This window comes from Secundilactobacillus sp. MJ173, from assembly GCF_059704265.1.
Genome location: NZ_BAAKGN010000075.1, coordinates 1 through 18,552, shown reverse-complemented (window position 1 = coordinate 18,552; position 18,552 = coordinate 1). Strand labels below are relative to the sequence as shown.

Here is an 18,552-nt window from a genome sequence, read left to right as displayed (position 1 = left end):
GTAAGATTAGATATTTTCGATAGATTGTAAGACCTTACCAGATTTAAAGCTTAACGTTTCGTAACACAATTGCCCCTTTTGATTCATGTAACTGATGACCCATGCTGGGTTACCATTAAAGACACTCAGTGCCGCTGAGAGGACTTTTTTCGGCTTTTGTGTTGACCAGATTCGGCTTAAAGCTTGGTCACGAGACATCCCGCTGGATTGCTGTAGCGCAACCACGTGTCCGCCTTTTTGGGGAACAATAATGTACACTGACTGGTTTCGATTATTCTTGCCGGCAACCGTGTAATAGGTTTGATTTAAATTCGTCCAGTAGAATCCGTCATCAGTTTTCAGACCGGCATATTTTTTAGCAATCTGCACCGACTGAGCTTTCGCCTTCGTTATTGGGGAAGTCGCATGGTGGATACCCCCAAAGATCAACAATAGCAAAACCACGACTATGCCGAGTACAGTGAGCAAAACCCGATTACCCAAATGCTGCCGGCTTGCATGTTCCCTTCTCATGTTCGTTAATACGCCTTCTTTCAGTTGTCACTGCCAATAATTATAGCAAAATCTTAGCTGAGATGGCCGATACTTTTGTGATTTTTAAAAAATTTAGTGATATCGCTGAGTAGTTGCGGCGTAGTCCCCGTCATAATGGGTAGACTAGCCGGTAACGTTTTGATAATCGTTTGACCATAATGACGCGTGACTAACCTGCTATCTAAAACGACGACAACCCCATAATCCTGGCGCGTTCGAATCAACCGACCAACACCTTGACGCAGTCTCAACGTGGCCTTAGGAAGCGATAAATTATAAAACGGGTTTTTCCCCTTTGCTTTCATTCGTTCGTACTGAACTTTGGTTTCTAGCTGATCAGGTGAATCAAATGGTAAGCGTGCAATGACTAACAGCTGCAGTTTATCCTGCGGCAAGTCAATCCCTTCCCAGAAACTGGCAGCTCCCAGCAAAACAGCGCTATCTTCGTCCATAAACCGTTTGATCAGCTTTTCTTTGGAACCCGAAATACCCTGAGCTAAAATCAGCCGTTCTTTTGGATGAATCGTGTCAGTTAGTAAGCTGTATACCGATTCAATTGCTGCTAAAGAATTAAAGAGAACCAATGTCGGCCGATCAACTTTTGCAAGAACCTTAATTAAGGTTTGTGAAACGTACTGATTATATTTGTCTTCTTCTTTAATATCTGGCGCATCGCTGCTGATATACATTTTAGCCTGAGCTTCGAAGTTAAAATCAGATTTCAACCGTCTCATTTTAACCGCCGTTCTATCAAGGTCTAATTGGTCATATAAATACTGAGAACGGTTTGATGAAAAGAGGGTTGCTCCGGTAAACATCGGGGCTTGAAAGTGCGAGTAAATTTGCTGTGATAGGAACCCTTCGACGGTCATCAGATTTGAAGCAATCATAATATGTGTCAAATCATTGCTAATGGTGAGCCAGTAAAGGTAGCTACCCGTCCCAGCCTCTTCATGCTGGGGAGCCAGCCGAATTGATGACAGCGTTTGCCATGCATCCGTCAAGGCATTCACCGCATGACCAAAACGCATGAATAACTCTTCATCACTTTTTAGCCAACGGTTAGATTGCTTATAAAACGAATCCGTGATTTTAGCCAGTTCATCTTGAAATTTACCGACTAAAATATCTAATTGTTCAAACAAACCCTTACGTTGGTTAAGAAAGTTCACCCAATCGGTTTCAGAAATCACGATTTCTTTATAAGGTTTGGTGAACTTACCGCCAAATTGGGCTTTAAAATGATTGGTCAAATAATCGCTTAACGCACTTAATTGACGATTAAATTCAATTAACCAGCGGTAAAAGGTATTCAAATCATCGTTCAGTGTTAACCCATCGGTTGCGGCGTTCAGTCCGTATTCGTTCTCAGGGTCTAGCAGCTCCATTAAGCGACGAGCAGTAGCAAGTGAAACTTGAAAATCAAATTTTTGCCGCTGAGTTTTCAGTGCGTAATCAGCTAAATGTTGCGCTTCATCAACAACTAAATACGGTTGGTGAAAATCGTCACCTAGTAAATCAGCATGCCGAATCAAAAAGGCGTGGTTAACGATTATAAAGCGCGTATATTTCAGTCGTTTATACAGTCGTCTTAAAAAATCATCTTCGTAAAACGGATCAGTATCGGTTAAATCAGTCATCCCGTGATGATAAACACTGTCTAAGTATGGCGGTTCATTTTTAAAATGCAGTTCGTCCAAATCACCGGTGGTCGTTTGAGTTAACCAAACTAGCAACCGCAGTTTGATCAGCTGGGTCTGTTTAGAATGATCGGCTTGACTCAGGGATACTTTGAACCGTGACAGATCCAGATAGTGTGCGTTGCCCTTGACCACTTCCGCATGAATCTCAAACGGGAGCATGTCTTCCAATAACGGCATGGTTTGATTGATGAGCTGATTTTGTAGCAAAACGGTATCGGTAGCAATCACCACTTGCTTATCGAACTTTTGTGCCAAATATGCCATGGGTAAGGCGTAACCTAACGTTTTGCCGGTACCAGTAGGCGCCTCAACAATCAGTGGCTGATTGGCCGTTTCCGCATCCGTGTATTGTCGGTAGACTAAGTTCATCATTTTGGCTTGATCTGCACGCCATTCAAAGTGTTTGGGAAATCGCTTTAATTTATTTTTTTTAGTTCGCGGATAAGTGTACTCACGATCGTCCGTTGCCGTTAAAACAGGCGTTTTACGCAAGGCAATCCCGTGAGAAACGTAGAGATTGTCTGGCAAGCTCCGAGGATTTTTGCGAACTTCTGCTAGTCCCCATTTAAAGACTTCAGCAGTATTTTGAGGGAGATCAGCATCCTCTGCCACCATTTGCTGCAGCGTGACGATTGGTAGTTCCAGCATCCGTTTAAACAGCACAATTAGCAGTTCGCCAGTAACCAGCGCATCATCGTTAGCAGTATGCGGATGGTCATGTTCAATGCTGAGATACTGTGTCAAATCGTGCAGGCGATAACTTGGTACTGTGGGCAGCAAAATTTGACTCAGCGTGACAGTATCGATAGCTTGAATATCGAGTCTGGGGTAGCCCACCCGTTCAAGCTCGGCGTTAACAAACGGAAAATCAAAGTTGACATTATGTGCCACAAAAACCGTATCGGACAATAAGCTATAAATCGTACCGGCCACGTCGTCAAATAGCGGTGCACGTTTGACCTGCGCGTCGGTAATCCCAGTTAGTGCCTGAATGGATTGTGGAATTGAAGTTTGTGGATTAACGTCTGTATTAAAATGGTTAATAATTTTACCATTTTGTACCAGGACGCACCCAAATTGAATCATTCGGTTGCCTTCAGCAACGTTAGTACCGGTCGTTTCAATATCGACAACGGCATAAATTGTATTTGCATCCATTAATTTCACCAAATTCTCTATTATCTATCTTTCTCCGTTTATCATACTACACTTGGTTCGCAGGCGGAAGCAGACGTTTATGGCTGGCACAATTTCAAACCGGTTTGAATTGGCCGCCCGCCTTGACCATTCTTAAAAATACGTTAAGTTTACCGGGTTTATAATGATGAGTTTTCGCCTTTTCTTGTAACAATTGGCTATTTGTCGTATGATACCATGTGTTTGTAATCATTTAAAAAACACGAATTATTTGAAGTCTACAATAAAATGTTCGAGGGGAGCAATTTCAGTGAATACGCCGGCTAGTGGCAGCAGTCACGCAAAAATTATATTAATTGGTGAACACAGCGTTGTTTATCACCAGCCTGCAATTGCATTGCCATTGCCAGCCGTTCGTGAAAACGTCACGATAACGCTTCGTGAGGACACTGATCAAATGCTGATCAGTCGCTATTATACGGGCGCTAGACATGCTGGCCCACAACAGTTAACGGGTATTAACCACTTGATTGATGAACTGTTGGCACGTTTCGATGCATCTAACGTGGGTTTTGATTTAACCATTAATAGTCACCTCCCCGCTGAACGAGGAATGGGATCATCGGCTGCGACTGCGGTGGCCATTATCCGTGCCCTGTACCATTTTTTCGAACAACCGCTCTCACACGAACAGCTATTGTCTGACGCAAATATTTCTGAAAAAATTATTCATGGTAACCCCAGCGGCATCGATGTCGCTACTGCTAGTGCCAGTAACCCCATCTGGTTTGTATCGGGTACTCAACCTAGTGCTATTCCGTTTCATCTACACGGTTACCTAGTAGTGGCAGATAGTGGCATTCACGGGCAAACGGGTTTGGCGGTTCAAGCGGTCGCCGAACTGCGCAAGCGTGACTTAGCATTAGCTGATCACGCAATCAGGGGGCTGGGCCAGCTAACCCACGCTGCTAAATCGGCCCTGGCTAACGATCGATTAACGGAACTGGGGACGATTTTTAACCGCGCTCAGATTTTGCTGAAACAGCTGGGTGTTAGCCACCCGCGGTTAGAAGAAATGCTCACTGTTGCCAATCAACATGGTGCCCTGGGAGCCAAATTAACCGGTGGCGGCATGGGTGGTTGTATGATCTGTCTGGCACCAGACGAAGCCACCGCAACACGAATTCGGTTAGCATTAGCTAATCAGGGCGTTACCCAATCGTGGGTTCAACCCTTAAAAAGTGAGGAAACTAAATAATGGTAATCGCAAATCATCCAATTATCGCGAAAGCACATACTAACATTGCCCTAGTTAAATACTGGGGTAAGTTAGACAACCAGCTAATTATCCCGCAAAATGACAGTCTATCTATTACCCTTGACGAGTTCTACACGCAAACGGCCGTTGAGTTTTTACCTGACTTGGCAACTGATGAGGTCGTTTTCGATGGCCAGCACTTATCGGATCACGCTAGTTTACGCGTGCGTACTTTTTTAAATCATGTGCGTGATTTGGCTGGTATCAACTATGGCGCAAAAGTCGACACGCAAAACTTTGTGCCAACCGCAGCAGGGCTTGCTTCCTCGGCATCTGGTTTTGCCGCTTTAGCTGGTGCGGCTAGCCGGGCAGCCGGGCTAAACTTAAACCGGCGCGACCTGTCAAGATTGGCTCGTCTGGGTTCCGGTTCAGCCACCCGCTCTATCTTTGGTGGTTTTGTTGCTTGGCAGCAAGGTCATGATGACGCAACCTCATTTGCGTATCCGATCGATGAGCAACCAACTTGGGACATCGCGGTGGTGGCCCTGGTTTTAACGGCGAAACAAAAGAAAATATCCAGTCGAGTGGGTATGCGACTGGCTGTTGAAACCAGTCCCTTTTATTCTGAATGGATTTCCGCTAGTCAAGCTGATTTTAAGACGATTAAAACTGCCATTCAAAATCAAGACTTTGAATTACTAGGTCATACCTCTGAACAGAATGCCATGCGGATGCACGCTTTGACCCTGAGTTCAGATCCTAACTTTACCTATTTCAATGCGGATAGTATTAAAGCTATGAACATGGTCAAAGAGTTACGTTTGCAAGGAATACCCTGTTACTTTACAATGGACGCTGGACCAAACGTCAAAATCCTTTGCCAGGGCGAAAATGCAGAGCGAATCGCACAGTATTTTCAAGCCGAATTCGGTAAGGAAGATGTACTCGTGACCCGACCAGGTTCAGGTATTTCAATTTCAGATTAATAATTAGTTTTATTTAAAATTAGCAGTGTACGACTCTAGTCTGCTAATGAAAGGACATGATGTTTTGATTTCTGTGAAAGCCCCAGGCAAACTTTATATTGCAGGTGAATACGCGGTCGTTGAGACCGGTTTCCCGGCTATCATCGTTGCCTTGGATCAATTTGTGACGGTCACGATTCAGTCTGCGGATCAAATCGGCAGTATCGTTTCAAGTCAGTATCAAGAAAATTCAATTTACTGGCGTCGAGAAGACGGTGAAATGGTTTTTGATAACCGTGACAACCCCTTCCACTATATTTTATCCGCCATTAAGGTTACTGAAGACTACGCTAAAACCCTTGGCAAGGAGCTAGGTATTTATCATTTAACCGTAGAAAGCGACCTTGACAGCCAAGATGGCCGTAAGTATGGTCTAGGCTCCTCAGCAGCAGTAACAGTTGCAACCATCAAAGCACTCTGCAAATTTTATGAACTACCCGTCAACCATGATAAGCTGTTTAAATTAGCTGCTATCGCCCATTTCCACGTTCAAGGAAATGGGTCTTTAGGTGACATTGCTGCCAGTGTTTACGGTGGCTGGATTGCTTATCATTCATTCGACCGCGATTGGCTTAAGTTAGCCGAGAAAAACTATAACTTTGCCGAAATGCTGTCAATGGACTGGCCAGGCTTAAATATTGAATTACTGACACCACCAAAGAATTTAAAACTACTGGTTGGCTGGACCGGTTCGCCCGCTTCCACCTCTCACCTAGTTGACCGCGTGGCGTTGAACAAGGCCAAACGGCAGCAAGCCTATCAAGATTTTCTGACCAATAGTAAAGCCTGCTTAAAACGGATGATCGACGGCTTCAGAAATCAAGATTTACAAGCCATTCAAACTGAAATTGCGGTTAATCGTCAACTATTGAATGAATTAGATCGGTTCACGCACGCGCATATTGAAACACCATTGCTGAAGAAACTTTGTGACATCGCTGAAGAATTCGGCGGGATTGCTAAAACATCTGGTGCGGGTGGCGGTGACTGCGGGATTGCCATTGTCGATTCTCATAAACAGCTCAATCAGTTGATCAAAAAATGGGCTGCAAACAAAATTATTCCCTTAAAGTTTAACGTTCACGACGTAGAGGAGTGATAGCATGGCCTCACAGCAGTCACATCGTAAAGATGAACACGTATCGTTGGCCGAAAAGTTTCACCGTTCTGCCGACAGTAGCACGTTTAATCAGGTTCGCATTCTTCACCAGAGCTTGCCTGAATTAGCGTTGTCTGACGTTGACTCCACGGTTACCTTTCAGAACCATCGTATTGCCTATCCGATTTTGATTGAAGCGATGACGGGTGGTTCAACGCAAACTGGTCAGTTTAATGCTCAGCTTGCACAGTTGGCTGAAGCAACCCAATTGCCAATGGCCGTTGGATCGCAAAGTGTGGCACTAAAGGAACCTGAATTAGCGGCTACGTTTTCTGTGGTCCGAAAATATAACCCTAGTGGTATGGTGATTGCTAACATTGGTGCCGGACACAGCGTCGAAGATGCTCAAAAAGTAGTTGATATGATTTCAGCTGATGCGCTGCAGGTTCACGTGAACGCCGCTCAGGAAACGATTATGCCCGAGGGTGACCGTGAATTTTACTGGCTGGATCAATTAGCAGCAATTGTGGCCAAACTTGATGTCCCAGTGATTATCAAAGAAGTTGGTTTTGGAATGACCGCAAAAACCGTCCAAAAGTTAATGTCGATTGGTGTTCAATACGTTGATTTAAGTGGCCGTGGTGGGACAAGTTTTGCCAAAATTGAAAATTTTCGTCGACCTGAAAAGGAAATGACTTACATGGCAGATTGGGGTTTGACGACTCCTGAGTCATTATTGGAAATGCGAAAATTATCCAGTCGTCCCGTTATTATCGCTAGTGGCGGCATTAAGACACCACTAGATGCCATTAAAGCACTAGCGTTAGGTGCTGATATCGCCGGCATGGCCGGTGAAGTTTTACATCATTTGATTACCACTAACTATGCTGCAACGGAGAACTGGTTAATCCACTGGCTCCGGGATTTCAAACAATTGATGCTGTTAACGGGGAGTGAGACCGTTAAAGATCTGCGTAAGCAATCGATGGTTTTCTCACCAGAGCTGGAATCGTTTGCGAGACAACGTTTTATTTCACTAGAGTAATAATTGAACACAAAATAAAAAAGTGTTTTAGCACGGAAAAATGTGCTAAAACACTTTTTTATTCAGCTTTAAACCGTAGTCCCTTTGGAAAGAAGTTCTTAACGGTTTGATTAACAACTTTAGCAAAAGCCACTGGCTGGCCATTGCAGAATAGCCGGACCCAGCCCTTTTTGATTGGCAGGTCACCTCGTGTAAAGGTATCGCCATGTACCACTTGTTTCCAGTCATCTTCAGAGATGGCAGATTCAAACTTGAACTGACCAGGACGCAACGCTAATGCCATGGCGTAACTGGGTTCAAAACGGTTCTTTTTGAACGTACCGAGATGCAGACCTGGACGAACAACTTTTAGTTTTCTCAGTGACGGTGTACCTTCTGGCATCAGATAGAGTTGGTCACCAAATGCCAGTAATTGATGTGAATCCGCTTTGAAGTTTAGGTATTGGGCTGCAAAGTCTTCAAATAATTGAGATTGCTCACGAGACACGTTCGAAGACTGCGGGTGAAATTTATGCCCCTCACCAATGGCTTCCTTTAACCTTAATTTTGCAACAAAGTGGCCTTCACCCCTCATGAGGTGTGGAAATAGTCGCGCAGCACCCTTTAAACTTGGATCGCCGTTTCCCCACTCTGGTTTGGCATCAATGATACCAGCCGTTTTTTCGATGGGGACCACTTCAAATTGTGGATAGGTTTCCAGCAACCAGGAAATCGTTTGTTCGTCTTCTTCTGGTGCAAACGTACACGTTGAGTAGACCAGTTCACCGCCAGGCTTAAGCACCTTCACCGCCTCGGTTAAAATTTCTCGCTGACGTTTCGCGCAGGCTGCTGGGTAATCGGTAGACCAGTAGCTCACCGCATCAGGATCCTTACGGAACATTCCCTCACCCGAACACGGTGCATCCACTAGGACTTGGTCAAAGAATACCGGAAAAACTTTGGCAATGGCAGCCGGATCCTCATTCAAGACTAAGGTGTTGCTTAATCCGAATCGTTCGGTATTTTCGGCCAAGACTTTAGCACGCTTAGGCATGATTTCATTGCTGACCAATAACCCGGTTTGCTGCAGAAAACTGCTAAGGTGAGTCGATTTGCCACCAGGTGATGCACAAAGATCAAGTACTCGCATACCCGCGCTTGGATGAGCAACTTCGCCAACAAACATGGCGCTGGGTTCCTGACTGTATACAGCCCCACTTTGATGATCCAGGCTATGACCGGCTACTTTTCCGTAGTAACCCCACTGAGTGTATGGCACGGGATCGGATAAATCCAAGTCATCAGGCTTGGGACGCATGGGGTTGATTCTGAAACCACTGTTTTCTGGTTGATCAAAACTAGCAAAGAAAGCCTCCGCTTGTTCACCCAGTAATTTTTTGTATTTTGTTTTAAACGCTACAGGTAATTCCATGATCGATCCCTTTCATTATTTAAAAATTCTCTGAAAGCAGTATACCTTTTCAGGACTTCATGGTCAATTGGCCTTCATGGGCGCAATCTTGCTCTCATCACATCAAATATGTTAAATTAAGTCTATTATTCAAAGAAACGGATGTGTTATATTGACTCAAAAACTAATCGCACTGGATCTTGACGGAACGACTTTAAATCATGAAGCCGTACTGTCTAAAAAAACCGTGGCAACCATTAAAGCGGCTATTAAAGCCGGTCATATCGTCAGTATTGTAACGGGACGCCCTAATCGACTCTCTCAAAGCTACTATGATCAACTGGGGCTAACTTCACCCATGATTAATTTTAACGGCAGCCTAGGACACATGCCTCACCAGCACTGGCAATTAGAATACCAGTATACGTTCGACCGTGAGATTGTCTTGGATTTGCTGAAACATCAGCAGGAATTTAAGATTCAAATGATTGCAGCTGAGGGTAAACACCTCTTTTTGGCACATCAAAACGAATCAACACAAGTCGGCTTTTTCCCAACGGTTTTGACCCAAGATCAACAACTGAGTCCCGTTACCTTAACTCAAAATCCAACGAGCATGACCATTGCTGTTGACCGACCTTTACAAAAACAGCTGCAAAAATACATCGAGGACCATTTCGGCAGTTTTGTCGATGTAGCGCCTTGGGGTGGACCCAATAGCGTACTAGAAATAGGCGCTAAGGGTGTGCAAAAGGCTGTTGGCGTTGAACGTCTTGCTAATTATTATCATATTGATCGACAAAACGTCATTGCTTTTGGTGACGAACACAACGACAACGAAATGATTGACTATGCTGGTACGGGAGTTGCTATGAAGAATGCCACTGCCCAGTTAAAATCAATCGCTGATGACGTAACTGAACTGAATAACGATCAAGACGGGATGGCTGATTATCTTTCAAAAACGCTTAAGTTAGCTTAGACACCCTGATCAAAGTGAACGGATAGCCTAGCATTGTCGTTGCAAACAATGCTAGGCTATCGGTATTAAATCCGTTAAGACCAAAGGCTTTTTTCAACGCGGTATATCCGGTTGTCAAATTGGTTATTTGACTGAGATTGTGAGGCACCAAAGTAAACGTACTTCCCCAGGAGCATGATTCCTGTCAGTTGGGTATCAGCTGATAAATTATCGACCAGCTGATCCTGAAACCCATTTTTTAATAACCAGAACCCCTTGCTAATGGCTCGCTGATCACCGTAACTCTTGGTGGCATATAGTGCACGGCCATTTGAGAACGCAATGCTTTGAATGCTACCAATAGTTTCGGGAGCTAGTTGTTTTTCAGTTGGTTTAAATGATTGATATACTGCAGCCATCAGTCTCAAATCTCCAGCCTTGATGGTTGTTTCGCCCTTTTCAATCATTTGCCAAATCAAACGAATCACCTGGTCAAGATTAAAGACGGTACACTGAATGTGCTGAGCTTTGTCCAAGACCATGACCGTTAGTTCACTACGATCACTGGACAGTGCTGAAACTGCCCCAATAACTGGTTCTGGCAACGGTGTACCCGTGATGTTAGCACTTTCTAAGTGCGTTATTTTAAAGGGTGTCGATTGTCCTGTGGAATCGTTTTGATCAAACGTAAGGTACCATAGCTCTGGCGCATTAACTTGCCCATCAGTATCAACTGGCTGTCCGCAAAGGATGAACGTAAGATCAGGTGTACTAGTGATCAACGCCAAACTATGCACATTGACCAAGTTTGGCAGAATCAATCTCTCAGATGTTGCTACAGCAGTGATCTTCGACTTATCCAAGTCGCACTTCGTAATAACCGTATCTTGATTAACGGTTTGAACAACGTATGCCGTCTCATCACTCATGCAAAAAGCATTCACGACTGATTGTTGTTCCAACCCTTTTATCTCATAAGCTAACGTTGACTGCATCAAAAAAACTCCTTTTTTCATCGCAAATATTATGCCACTATTATCTGCATTATTACTAGGTTGATTATACCATAAGATATGAAAGGCAAACGGAGGTGATAGCATTGAGACATCAGAAGAAACGCTTCACTGACTATTTAATCGACGGCCAGCCATTAGTTCAGTCAGGCACTTTCGAACCAGATCGATTTTTAGTCAGCCGACAACAGCCAAATAGTTTAAGTCCTCGACTACGCATTTATCCGGCTCACCATGTTATTCACTATCAAGGAAAAATTAAAAGTGATGGCCGCTATTGGCTGGTGCTAGAAAACAGCTATTTGTGTGTTGCTACCCGACAGCGGATTTTATATGGTCATGACTCAAACTTAAACTGGGGATCTGAGATTAAAACGGCCAAGAAACTGAAACCAACATACTCATCGCCCCATTCAAAAATTCCTAACAACTTACGAACGTTTGTTGCTGCCGAACCGCTCGCTTTTCGAACATTGCCAAAGTGGACAGCACTGAGCAAAAACAAAGCACTGCTATATACAGGTGACCAGATTGTATATAGCAATATCTTTTTAAATGAGCGTATTGTCTATGTCAAAACTGAACGTGGATTTCTACCCTACTATGACCAGCGAACTGGTAAAAGATATGGCGTTTTAGAGAATGGAAACTTAAACTTACAGCCTACAAGTCGCTCCGTTGAATCAGTATGCTTTAAAATGAATGGTCGGTTTCGTTTCGATCAGCGGGCTGTCAGTATCTACCAATCCCCTAATTTGAATGCTCCCATTCTTGGTCACCTTAAGCGGCACTCAGTTATCGATTACACAGGTAAGTTAGCTGATGTTCATCGCGGTTGGTTACAACTCACCCACGCTGGTCGACACGGCTACGTGCCTTTTATGAGTCGCTACCCAACTCATCAGCATTATTTTGGTAAGGAAATTACGGGTTCTAAAAAGGTTTCTCGGCTACGAGAACCGTGGGAATTTAATCGAGTAAATAAGCCAGCATCACAGTTGGCCACACCCCTAGAAAAACAGCAATTGCAACAAATCGCCGCTAACATTAAGCAGTTGCGGCAACCTGATTCAATCGTCATTGGTCTGATAAATGATACACACTACGATTCCCACCAGTCTCTCGGTACTCAACGAACGTTGCATGATTTGAGAATGATCAGTCAGTTAGCGCGAAAAGAGGCTTTTGATGGCTTGGTGATGAACGGTGATCTCGTCGATGGCAACCAGCCCCTTAACCAAACGATTATTGACACTGGTGATGCAGTATCTGCTTTGAGCCAAAGTCAGCGACCGTTTTTCATCACTCAGGGGAACCACGATGATAACTCTGGGTTTGCACGCTATTTAAACGGTTATCGCACTGACCAGGTAATGATCGAGCAAACGGCGTTACATTTGCGAAACACTTTTAATAATAGCTGGTTAGCCGACTCACATAACTTCTACGGCAAATATCACGTACCTGACACACCTGTCAGTCTCATCATGCTCAATACCTTCGATATTCGCGACTCGTGCTCAGACGAGTATTTTGACCGTGATTATGACGACCAGCCAAACGGCATTCATTGGACCGGTATCTTACAAAATATTCGTCATAGCCGTTCACGGATTGCTGAACAGCAGGCGACCTGGTTCACCAATACCCTAGATCAGCTGAAACCTGACGAACAAGTGATTGTTTTTACCCATGATTCGATTCGTTCTGCAACTGATAGACAAGCTGTCAACCCGTTTTGGACTTACGATTGGTTTGCTAACAACCAACAGGGCGATTACGCCCGTGTTTACAGTAGTTTGATTAAACACCGGCAACAAATTATCGCTGTTATGTCGGGGCATACTCACGTGGACGACTGGTCGCACCAAGATGGCATTAACTGGATCGCTACGACCAGCGATATTGCTGACCGCCGTAAAGCTAATCGGCTGGACAACAACGCCATTGGTGCTTGGGATGTGCTAATTATCAATCCTAAGCAGCGACAATTATTCCGTTTACGATATGGCTGGCGTGATCGAGCAGGTAAACTTCGTAACTGGCAGTATCGCTTATTTGGTGATGGCACTGATACCAGGCATTGGACGCTGAAAGAAATTTTGAAACGTCCCGATGCGAAGCCTCTAACTGGCAACGCCCTTTATTACCAGAATCAAAATAAGCAAGTTGATCAAATTTGGCATGGCTTTCGCGGTTATTTTGAATATTAGATCAAATACAAAAAGAGGTTTTGCCATAAGTCTATATGGGTAAGTATTTAGCTAGTTTCTTGACTAAAACACGTTCTAGAATTTACTTTGGTCTTTATGTAGCCTTAACTGGTTCACAACTCAGATTCCGGGCATCTAACACCCAAAAACGGCATCCCGATAAGAACATCGGGATGCCGTTTTGAGGTGTTATACTCTGGAATTTGCCGAGTTATGTTACACCTTTTATATATTTAAAATGTTACAAGTTTTTTTTCGGTTTAAATAACTGTGTGGCTTTCACCGCCGCCTGCCAACCAGAGTAGCAGTTCTCACGGTCTTTTGCTGACATCTGAGGGTCAAACTCTTCACTTGGTTTGTGCATGCGTTTGATTTCATCTAAATCCTTCCAGAAGCCAGTAGCCAAGCCAGCTAAGTAAGAAGCACCCAGAGCGGTAGTCTCAGCAATTGCCGCTCGTTGAATATGGGTATCCAAAATATCGGCCTGGAACTGCATCAAAAAGTCGTTATTCGCTGCTCCGCCGTCCACGCTAAGGGTTTTAATGTCGATACCAGTATCTGCTGCCATGGTATCCACAACGTCTCTGGTCTGGTACGCAATGGCTTCCAGTGTCGCTCTAACAAACTGTTCTCGAGTCGTACCACGGGTTAAACCGAAGACGGCGCCACGGACTTCCTGATCCCAATATGGCGCACCAAGACCCGTAAAGGCTGGCACCACGTAAACATCGTTTGTAGTTTTCGCGTCAACAGCCATTTTTTCAGATTCGGATGCGTGTTCGAACAACCGCATCCCATCCCGTAACCATTGAACAGCCGATCCTGCCACGAAAATACTACCTTCCAAGGCGTAGTTGACCTCACCGTTAACCCCGTATGCAATAGTGGTCAACAGCCCCTTATTAGACAAGGTTGGCTGAGTACCCGTATTCATCACGATAAATGCACCGGTACCATAGGTGTTTTTAACCGAGCCTTTTTCAAAAGCAGTTTGACCAAACAATGCGGCCTGCTGATCACCCGCGATTCCGGCGATTGGCACTTGTAGGCCGAAGAACGTGTAGCCTGCAGTATAGCCGTAGGTGTAAGAAGACGGGTGAACTTCTGGCAAAAGGCTAGCAGGAATGTTTAACAGATCTAGAATTTCGTCATCCCACTTTAAATCATGAATGTTAAACAGCATGGTTCTAGAGGCGTTGGTATAGTCGGTGGCGTGAATTCGACCACCTGTAAGCTTCCATAATACCCAAGTATCGATAGTACCAAACAAAAGCTCACCCTTCTCAGCGCGTTCACGAACACCAGGAACATTGTCCAAAATCCACATAATCTTAGTGGCTGAGAAGTATGAATCGATCACCAGACCCGTTTTTTTGTGAATTAAATCGGCATAACCCTTTTCCTTTAACTCATCAGCGATCTCACTCGTTTGTTTTGATTGCCAAACCACCGCGTGATAAACGGGTTCACCAGTGTTTTTATCCCACACAATGGTCGTTTCACGCTGGTTAGTAATCCCGATTCCCCGCACTTTGTAAGGCTGAATATGGGCATTGATCACAGCATCAGAAATGACCGATTGGACGGCACTCCAAATTTCGTCTGCATCATGTTCCACCCAGCCAGGCTTTGGAAAATGCTGTGTGAATTCACGTTGCGCCTGACCTACAATCTGACCATCCCGGTTAAATAGAATTGCACGTGTACTAGTCGTACCCTCGTCAATTGCCATTATGTACTGTTCGTCATTCATCGTTAAGTCTCCATTCGTTTACATTCTCAAGTTAGTTAATCAACCTATAGTATACCTAAGAACGAAGAATTAGCCAACTACATTTGTTCAAAAAGCATTTGTATCAGTGCTGTAATCGGTTACAAATAGCCGTTAAAAAAAGGGTCAACGACTGCTCGTCCACCCTCAAAAATTATTTTTCGTCGCTCTTAAGAACGCCACCAACACTGTAACGGTCCTTGGCCATTTCTCTCAAAATAACGTGAACGTGTTCAGCAGGTGCACCAGTATCCTTAGTTACAGCATCTGTAACATCTTTAACTAAGTTCTTCAGCTGTTCTTGTGAACGGCCTGCAATCAAATCAATATTTACGATTGGCATTATAAGTGCCCCCCTTGTTTAAGATGATAAAAGTATACCGTGTTTCCCGTTTTCAAGCAAGTCTATTCAGTGTTCCCCTGTTTAAACTTTAACTGCTCTGTTTCATCATAAAAATTACCTTCAATGTCCACTGTGCTAACCAGGTTAACGAAGGAGCCTGGATCAACCGTTTTCACCACGTGTTCCAACTCGTACAGTTCGTACCGGGAAATCACCACCATTAAAACCGCCCCAGGACGCCGTTTATAAGCACCTTGAGCTGGTAAAATGGTAACCCCGCGGATCAGCGTCTTCTTCAAACCGTCGATGACATCATCTGGCGCAGTCGTCACAATAAAGGCCGTCAGTTTTTGGTGGCGGGTATGAATCGCATCTACTACCCGAGACATCCCGTATAACGAAATAATCGTATACATGGCATTTTCCCAGCCGACCAAGGTACCAGCGATTAACACAATGACTAAGTTAATCGCAATCATTAACGTCCCAATGGTTTTACCTGTTGTTTTTTCCAGAATTACCGCAACGATATCCATGCCACCAGTTGAAAAACCGTATTTCAGCGGATAAGCAACGCCGACGCCCGTTAAAATACCGCCAAATAAAGCACTCAACAGTGGATTATGGGAGAGTGTTTGAACCGGTAAAGTCACCGCTAAAATGGAAGTTAAAAAAGAAGTAATGAAACTATAGACGGTAAATCCTCGGCCGATTTTTAACCAGCCTAATAAACCGATTGGGATGTTGAATATCAGGATCAGCCAACCGGTGTTTATCCGAAGATGAAACCACTTTAGAGCCAAGATTGATAAAATTTGAGAAACCCCGTTGATTCCGGCACTAAAAATATTGCCAGGAATTAAAAAGAAATTTAGGGCAACTGCGCTAATAAACGCCGAACCAACGATCAGTGCACACTTGATCGTAAAATCTTTTCGGTCAATGAGAGCCTGCATAAAAAATAACGTCCCTTCAAAAAATTTAACTCACAGCACTAATTTAATCATATTTTTTTACGTTTGCCTATCATCTTCAGGCCATTTGATCACTACAACTGCATAATAATAACATGTTTCAACCCAATCTGTGATAGAATGCTTTTTAGAATTGATTATTGGAGGGATACGTATGTCAATGACACCCTACTCTGCTTGTACCAGTATCTTAATCGGTAAAGCAGCATCTGTTGATGGATCAGTGATGATTGGCCGAAACGAGGACTCGCGCCCAGCGTGGCCAAAACACTTTGTCGTTCATCCAGCAACCGTCACCAAACAAGCTACTTTTGAATCAACTGATAATGGTTTTAAAATGCCATTGCCAGAAGTAGCTTACAAATACACTGCAACACCAGAGTGGACGGATAAGTATGGCTTATTCGAAGAAGATGGCATCAACCAGTATGGTGTTGCCATGAGTGCTACGGAAAGCACCTATGCAAACGATCGGGTCTTAGCCGCTGATCCCTTAGTGAAGGATGGCATCGGTGAAGAAGCCATGATAACCGTTACCCTGCCGTACATTAAAACTGCACGTGAAGGCGTGAAACGACTGGGCACGATCATTAGCCACTATGGCACTTCTGAGTCTAACGGGATTTTATTTGCCGACCGCACAGAAGCCTGGTACTTTGAAACTGGTTCGGGGCATTATTGGGTAGCGCAACGAATTCCAGATGACAGCTATGCCGTGGTCGCTAACCAGATGGCGATTCAAGCCATTGATTTTGATGACCCGGACAACTTTATGTGGCATCCCAACATTCAAGCATTTGTACAGGAACACGCACTAAACCCCCAACGTCAGGGATTTAACTTCAGAGAAATTTTTGGAACTAATAACCAAATGGACGCTTATTATAATCTCCCACGTGTGTGGTACGGTCAAAAAATGTTTAATCCAAGTACGGAACAAGCAACGAATAGCCATCACATGCCGTTTATTCGTCAAGCAGAAAAATTATTGTCAGTTGAAGATGCCAAGGCTTTCCTAAGCTCTCACTTCCAGGAAACACCGTATGATCCAATCGGAACTGGCAGTCCAGAAGAACGGAAACGATTTCGTCCGGTTAGCTTAGCAACAACCCAAGAATCACATGTGTTGCAATTACGCCAATATTCGCAGCCTGAACTGGCCGGTATTCATTGGCTGGCAATGGGTGTATCAGCGCAAAGTGTTTACGTGCCCTTCTATGCGGGGATTACGGAGACACCTGCTGATTACCAACGTGCACCACAAACTTATAGCGCCGATAGTGCCTATTGGGTCTTTAAGCAAACCGGTGTATTGGTTGATTCCCACTACAAGCAATTTGGTGATCAATTAAAGCAAGTTCAAAAAGAACTGAATCAGCAGTTTACGCGTTCCGTCATCCAGACAGATCAAAAAGCACAACGCTTAAACGGCGTAGAACTAACAGCATTGCTCACAAAAGAAAGTATGAAAAATGCCGAATTAGCACTGACAAAATACCGGGAGTTATCAGCGAGTTTGATTACACAGGCCACTGCATTTTCACCGTTAAGCTACAAACAGGATTTAAATTTGTGACAATGTGATGCTAGATTTGAGGATTACAAATTAAGAAACGCCAGCCCGACACACTGTCAGGCTGGCGTTTCTTTTGAATAATCGGAATTTAAGTTGTGAAACCCACTCACACTTGCAACAAAAAATAAACACCTAACACTAGAAACAATGCAAATTCAAAACTGGTAGACAACTGCGATAGCCAATGCTTTTCAAAATGTTGAAATTGACCAGCCTGATTTTGAATCTTAGCAAGAACTGCACTTAATCCCCATTGGATCAGTATAACAGCTAGCATGATCATTAAGTTTTTACCCGTGAGAAGACGAAAATTAGACGATATCATTTTAAATAATAACGTCACCAATACAACTAATGCACTTCCCTGTATGACTAACTGTGTTTTTAAAAGTCGCTGCTGTCGTGGTGTTAATTGATTATCAGCCATCTCAACCACTTCTTTCGTTGGATATTGTCTAATTTCAGCATACAAGTTTAAAGCTTTGAACTCAAATATTTCGGCCATAAAAA

The 18,552-nt window shown here is 43.9% G+C and carries 15 protein-coding genes; 7 read left to right on the top strand and 8 right to left on the bottom strand.

All coding sequences use genetic code 11. The features are described from left to right. Window positions 1–6: 6 nt before the first annotated feature. Both AC6H04_RS12010 and AC6H04_RS12005 read right to left on the bottom strand, forming a co-directional pair. Window positions 7–513 carry a cell wall elongation regulator TseB-like domain-containing protein gene (locus AC6H04_RS12010; protein ID WP_497571898.1) on the bottom strand — a complete coding sequence of 169 codons (507 nt, stop codon included), beginning with the start codon at window positions 511–513 and terminating at the stop codon, window positions 7–9. A gap of 53 nt (window positions 514–566) precedes the next feature. Continuing rightward, window positions 567–3,395 carry a helicase C-terminal domain-containing protein gene (locus tag AC6H04_RS12005; RefSeq protein WP_497571897.1) on the bottom strand — a complete coding sequence of 943 codons (2,829 nt, stop codon included), beginning with the start codon at window positions 3,393–3,395 and terminating at the stop codon, window positions 567–569. A gap of 289 nt (window positions 3,396–3,684) precedes the next feature. On the opposite strand from AC6H04_RS12005, the gene mvk reads away from it, so the two are divergent. The 4 genes from mvk (at window position 3,685) to fni (ending at window position 7,801) form a co-directional block, all read left to right on the top strand. Further along, window positions 3,685–4,632 (top strand): mevalonate kinase, encoded by a 948-nt coding sequence (gene mvk, locus AC6H04_RS12000; protein WP_497571896.1) that lies wholly within the window; start codon window positions 3,685–3,687, stop codon window positions 4,630–4,632. Further along, entirely contained in the window at window positions 4,632–5,618 is a 987-nt protein-coding gene (gene mvaD, locus AC6H04_RS11995) for a diphosphomevalonate decarboxylase (protein WP_497571895.1), read from the top strand. Before mvk ends, mvaD begins: the two co-directional genes overlap by 1 nt. 64 nt (window positions 5,619–5,682) lie before the next feature. Next, window positions 5,683–6,756, top strand: a complete 1,074-nt coding sequence (locus tag AC6H04_RS11990; RefSeq protein ID WP_497571894.1) for a phosphomevalonate kinase — start codon at window positions 5,683–5,685, stop codon at window positions 6,754–6,756. A 4-nt stretch (window positions 6,757–6,760) separates the two neighbouring features. Beyond that, complete coding sequence (gene fni, locus AC6H04_RS11985; protein WP_497571893.1) at window positions 6,761–7,801, top strand: type 2 isopentenyl-diphosphate Delta-isomerase; 1,041 nt, start codon at window positions 6,761–6,763, stop codon at window positions 7,799–7,801. A gap of 58 nt (window positions 7,802–7,859) precedes the next feature. Here the strand turns inward: fni and AC6H04_RS11980 are convergent, their stop codons facing one another. After that, on the bottom strand, window positions 7,860–9,212 hold the full coding sequence (locus AC6H04_RS11980; RefSeq protein ID WP_497571892.1) for an RsmF rRNA methyltransferase first C-terminal domain-containing protein: 1,353 nt from the start codon (window positions 9,210–9,212) through the stop codon (window positions 7,860–7,862). A gap of 151 nt (window positions 9,213–9,363) precedes the next feature. Here AC6H04_RS11980 and AC6H04_RS11975 point away from each other — a divergent pair, with 151 nt between their 5' ends. Beyond that, window positions 9,364–10,173: a Cof-type HAD-IIB family hydrolase gene (locus AC6H04_RS11975; RefSeq protein WP_497571891.1), complete on the top strand. Its 810-nt coding sequence runs from the start codon at window positions 9,364–9,366 to the stop codon at window positions 10,171–10,173. Window positions 10,174–10,247: 74 nt separating this feature from the next. On the opposite strand, the gene AC6H04_RS11970 is transcribed toward AC6H04_RS11975, so the two are convergent. Continuing rightward, window positions 10,248–11,147, bottom strand: coding sequence for a helveticin J family class III bacteriocin (locus AC6H04_RS11970; RefSeq protein ID WP_497571890.1), 900 nt, complete (start codon window positions 11,145–11,147; stop codon window positions 10,248–10,250). 104 nt (window positions 11,148–11,251) lie between these two features. On the opposite strand from AC6H04_RS11970, the gene AC6H04_RS11965 reads away from it, so the two are divergent. Further along, window positions 11,252–13,378 carry a metallophosphoesterase family protein gene (locus AC6H04_RS11965; RefSeq protein WP_497571889.1) on the top strand — a complete coding sequence of 709 codons (2,127 nt, stop codon included), beginning with the start codon at window positions 11,252–11,254 and terminating at the stop codon, window positions 13,376–13,378. Window positions 13,379–13,619: 241 nt separating this feature from the next. On the opposite strand, the gene glpK is transcribed toward AC6H04_RS11965, so the two are convergent. From glpK to AC6H04_RS11950, 3 genes are all read right to left on the bottom strand, one after another. Then, window positions 13,620–15,131 (bottom strand): glycerol kinase GlpK, encoded by a 1,512-nt coding sequence (gene glpK / locus AC6H04_RS11960; RefSeq protein WP_497571888.1) that lies wholly within the window; start codon window positions 15,129–15,131, stop codon window positions 13,620–13,622. Window positions 15,132–15,303: 172 nt separating this feature from the next. Then, window positions 15,304–15,492 (bottom strand): 2-hydroxymuconate tautomerase, encoded by a 189-nt coding sequence (gene thmT, locus AC6H04_RS11955; RefSeq protein WP_098824198.1) that lies wholly within the window; start codon window positions 15,490–15,492, stop codon window positions 15,304–15,306. Between the two features lie 62 nt (window positions 15,493–15,554). After that, window positions 15,555–16,448, bottom strand: coding sequence for a YitT family protein (locus AC6H04_RS11950; RefSeq protein ID WP_497571887.1), 894 nt, complete (start codon window positions 16,446–16,448; stop codon window positions 15,555–15,557). Between the two features lie 178 nt (window positions 16,449–16,626). Here AC6H04_RS11950 and AC6H04_RS11945 point away from each other — a divergent pair, with 178 nt between their 5' ends. Next, window positions 16,627–18,042: a C69 family dipeptidase gene (locus AC6H04_RS11945; RefSeq protein WP_497571974.1), complete on the top strand. Its 1,416-nt coding sequence runs from the start codon at window positions 16,627–16,629 to the stop codon at window positions 18,040–18,042. Window positions 18,043–18,148: 106 nt separating this feature from the next. On the opposite strand, the gene AC6H04_RS11940 is transcribed toward AC6H04_RS11945, so the two are convergent. Then, the coding region (locus tag AC6H04_RS11940) for a hypothetical protein (RefSeq protein WP_497571886.1) at window positions 18,149–18,552 on the bottom strand (404 nt) is incomplete at its 5' end.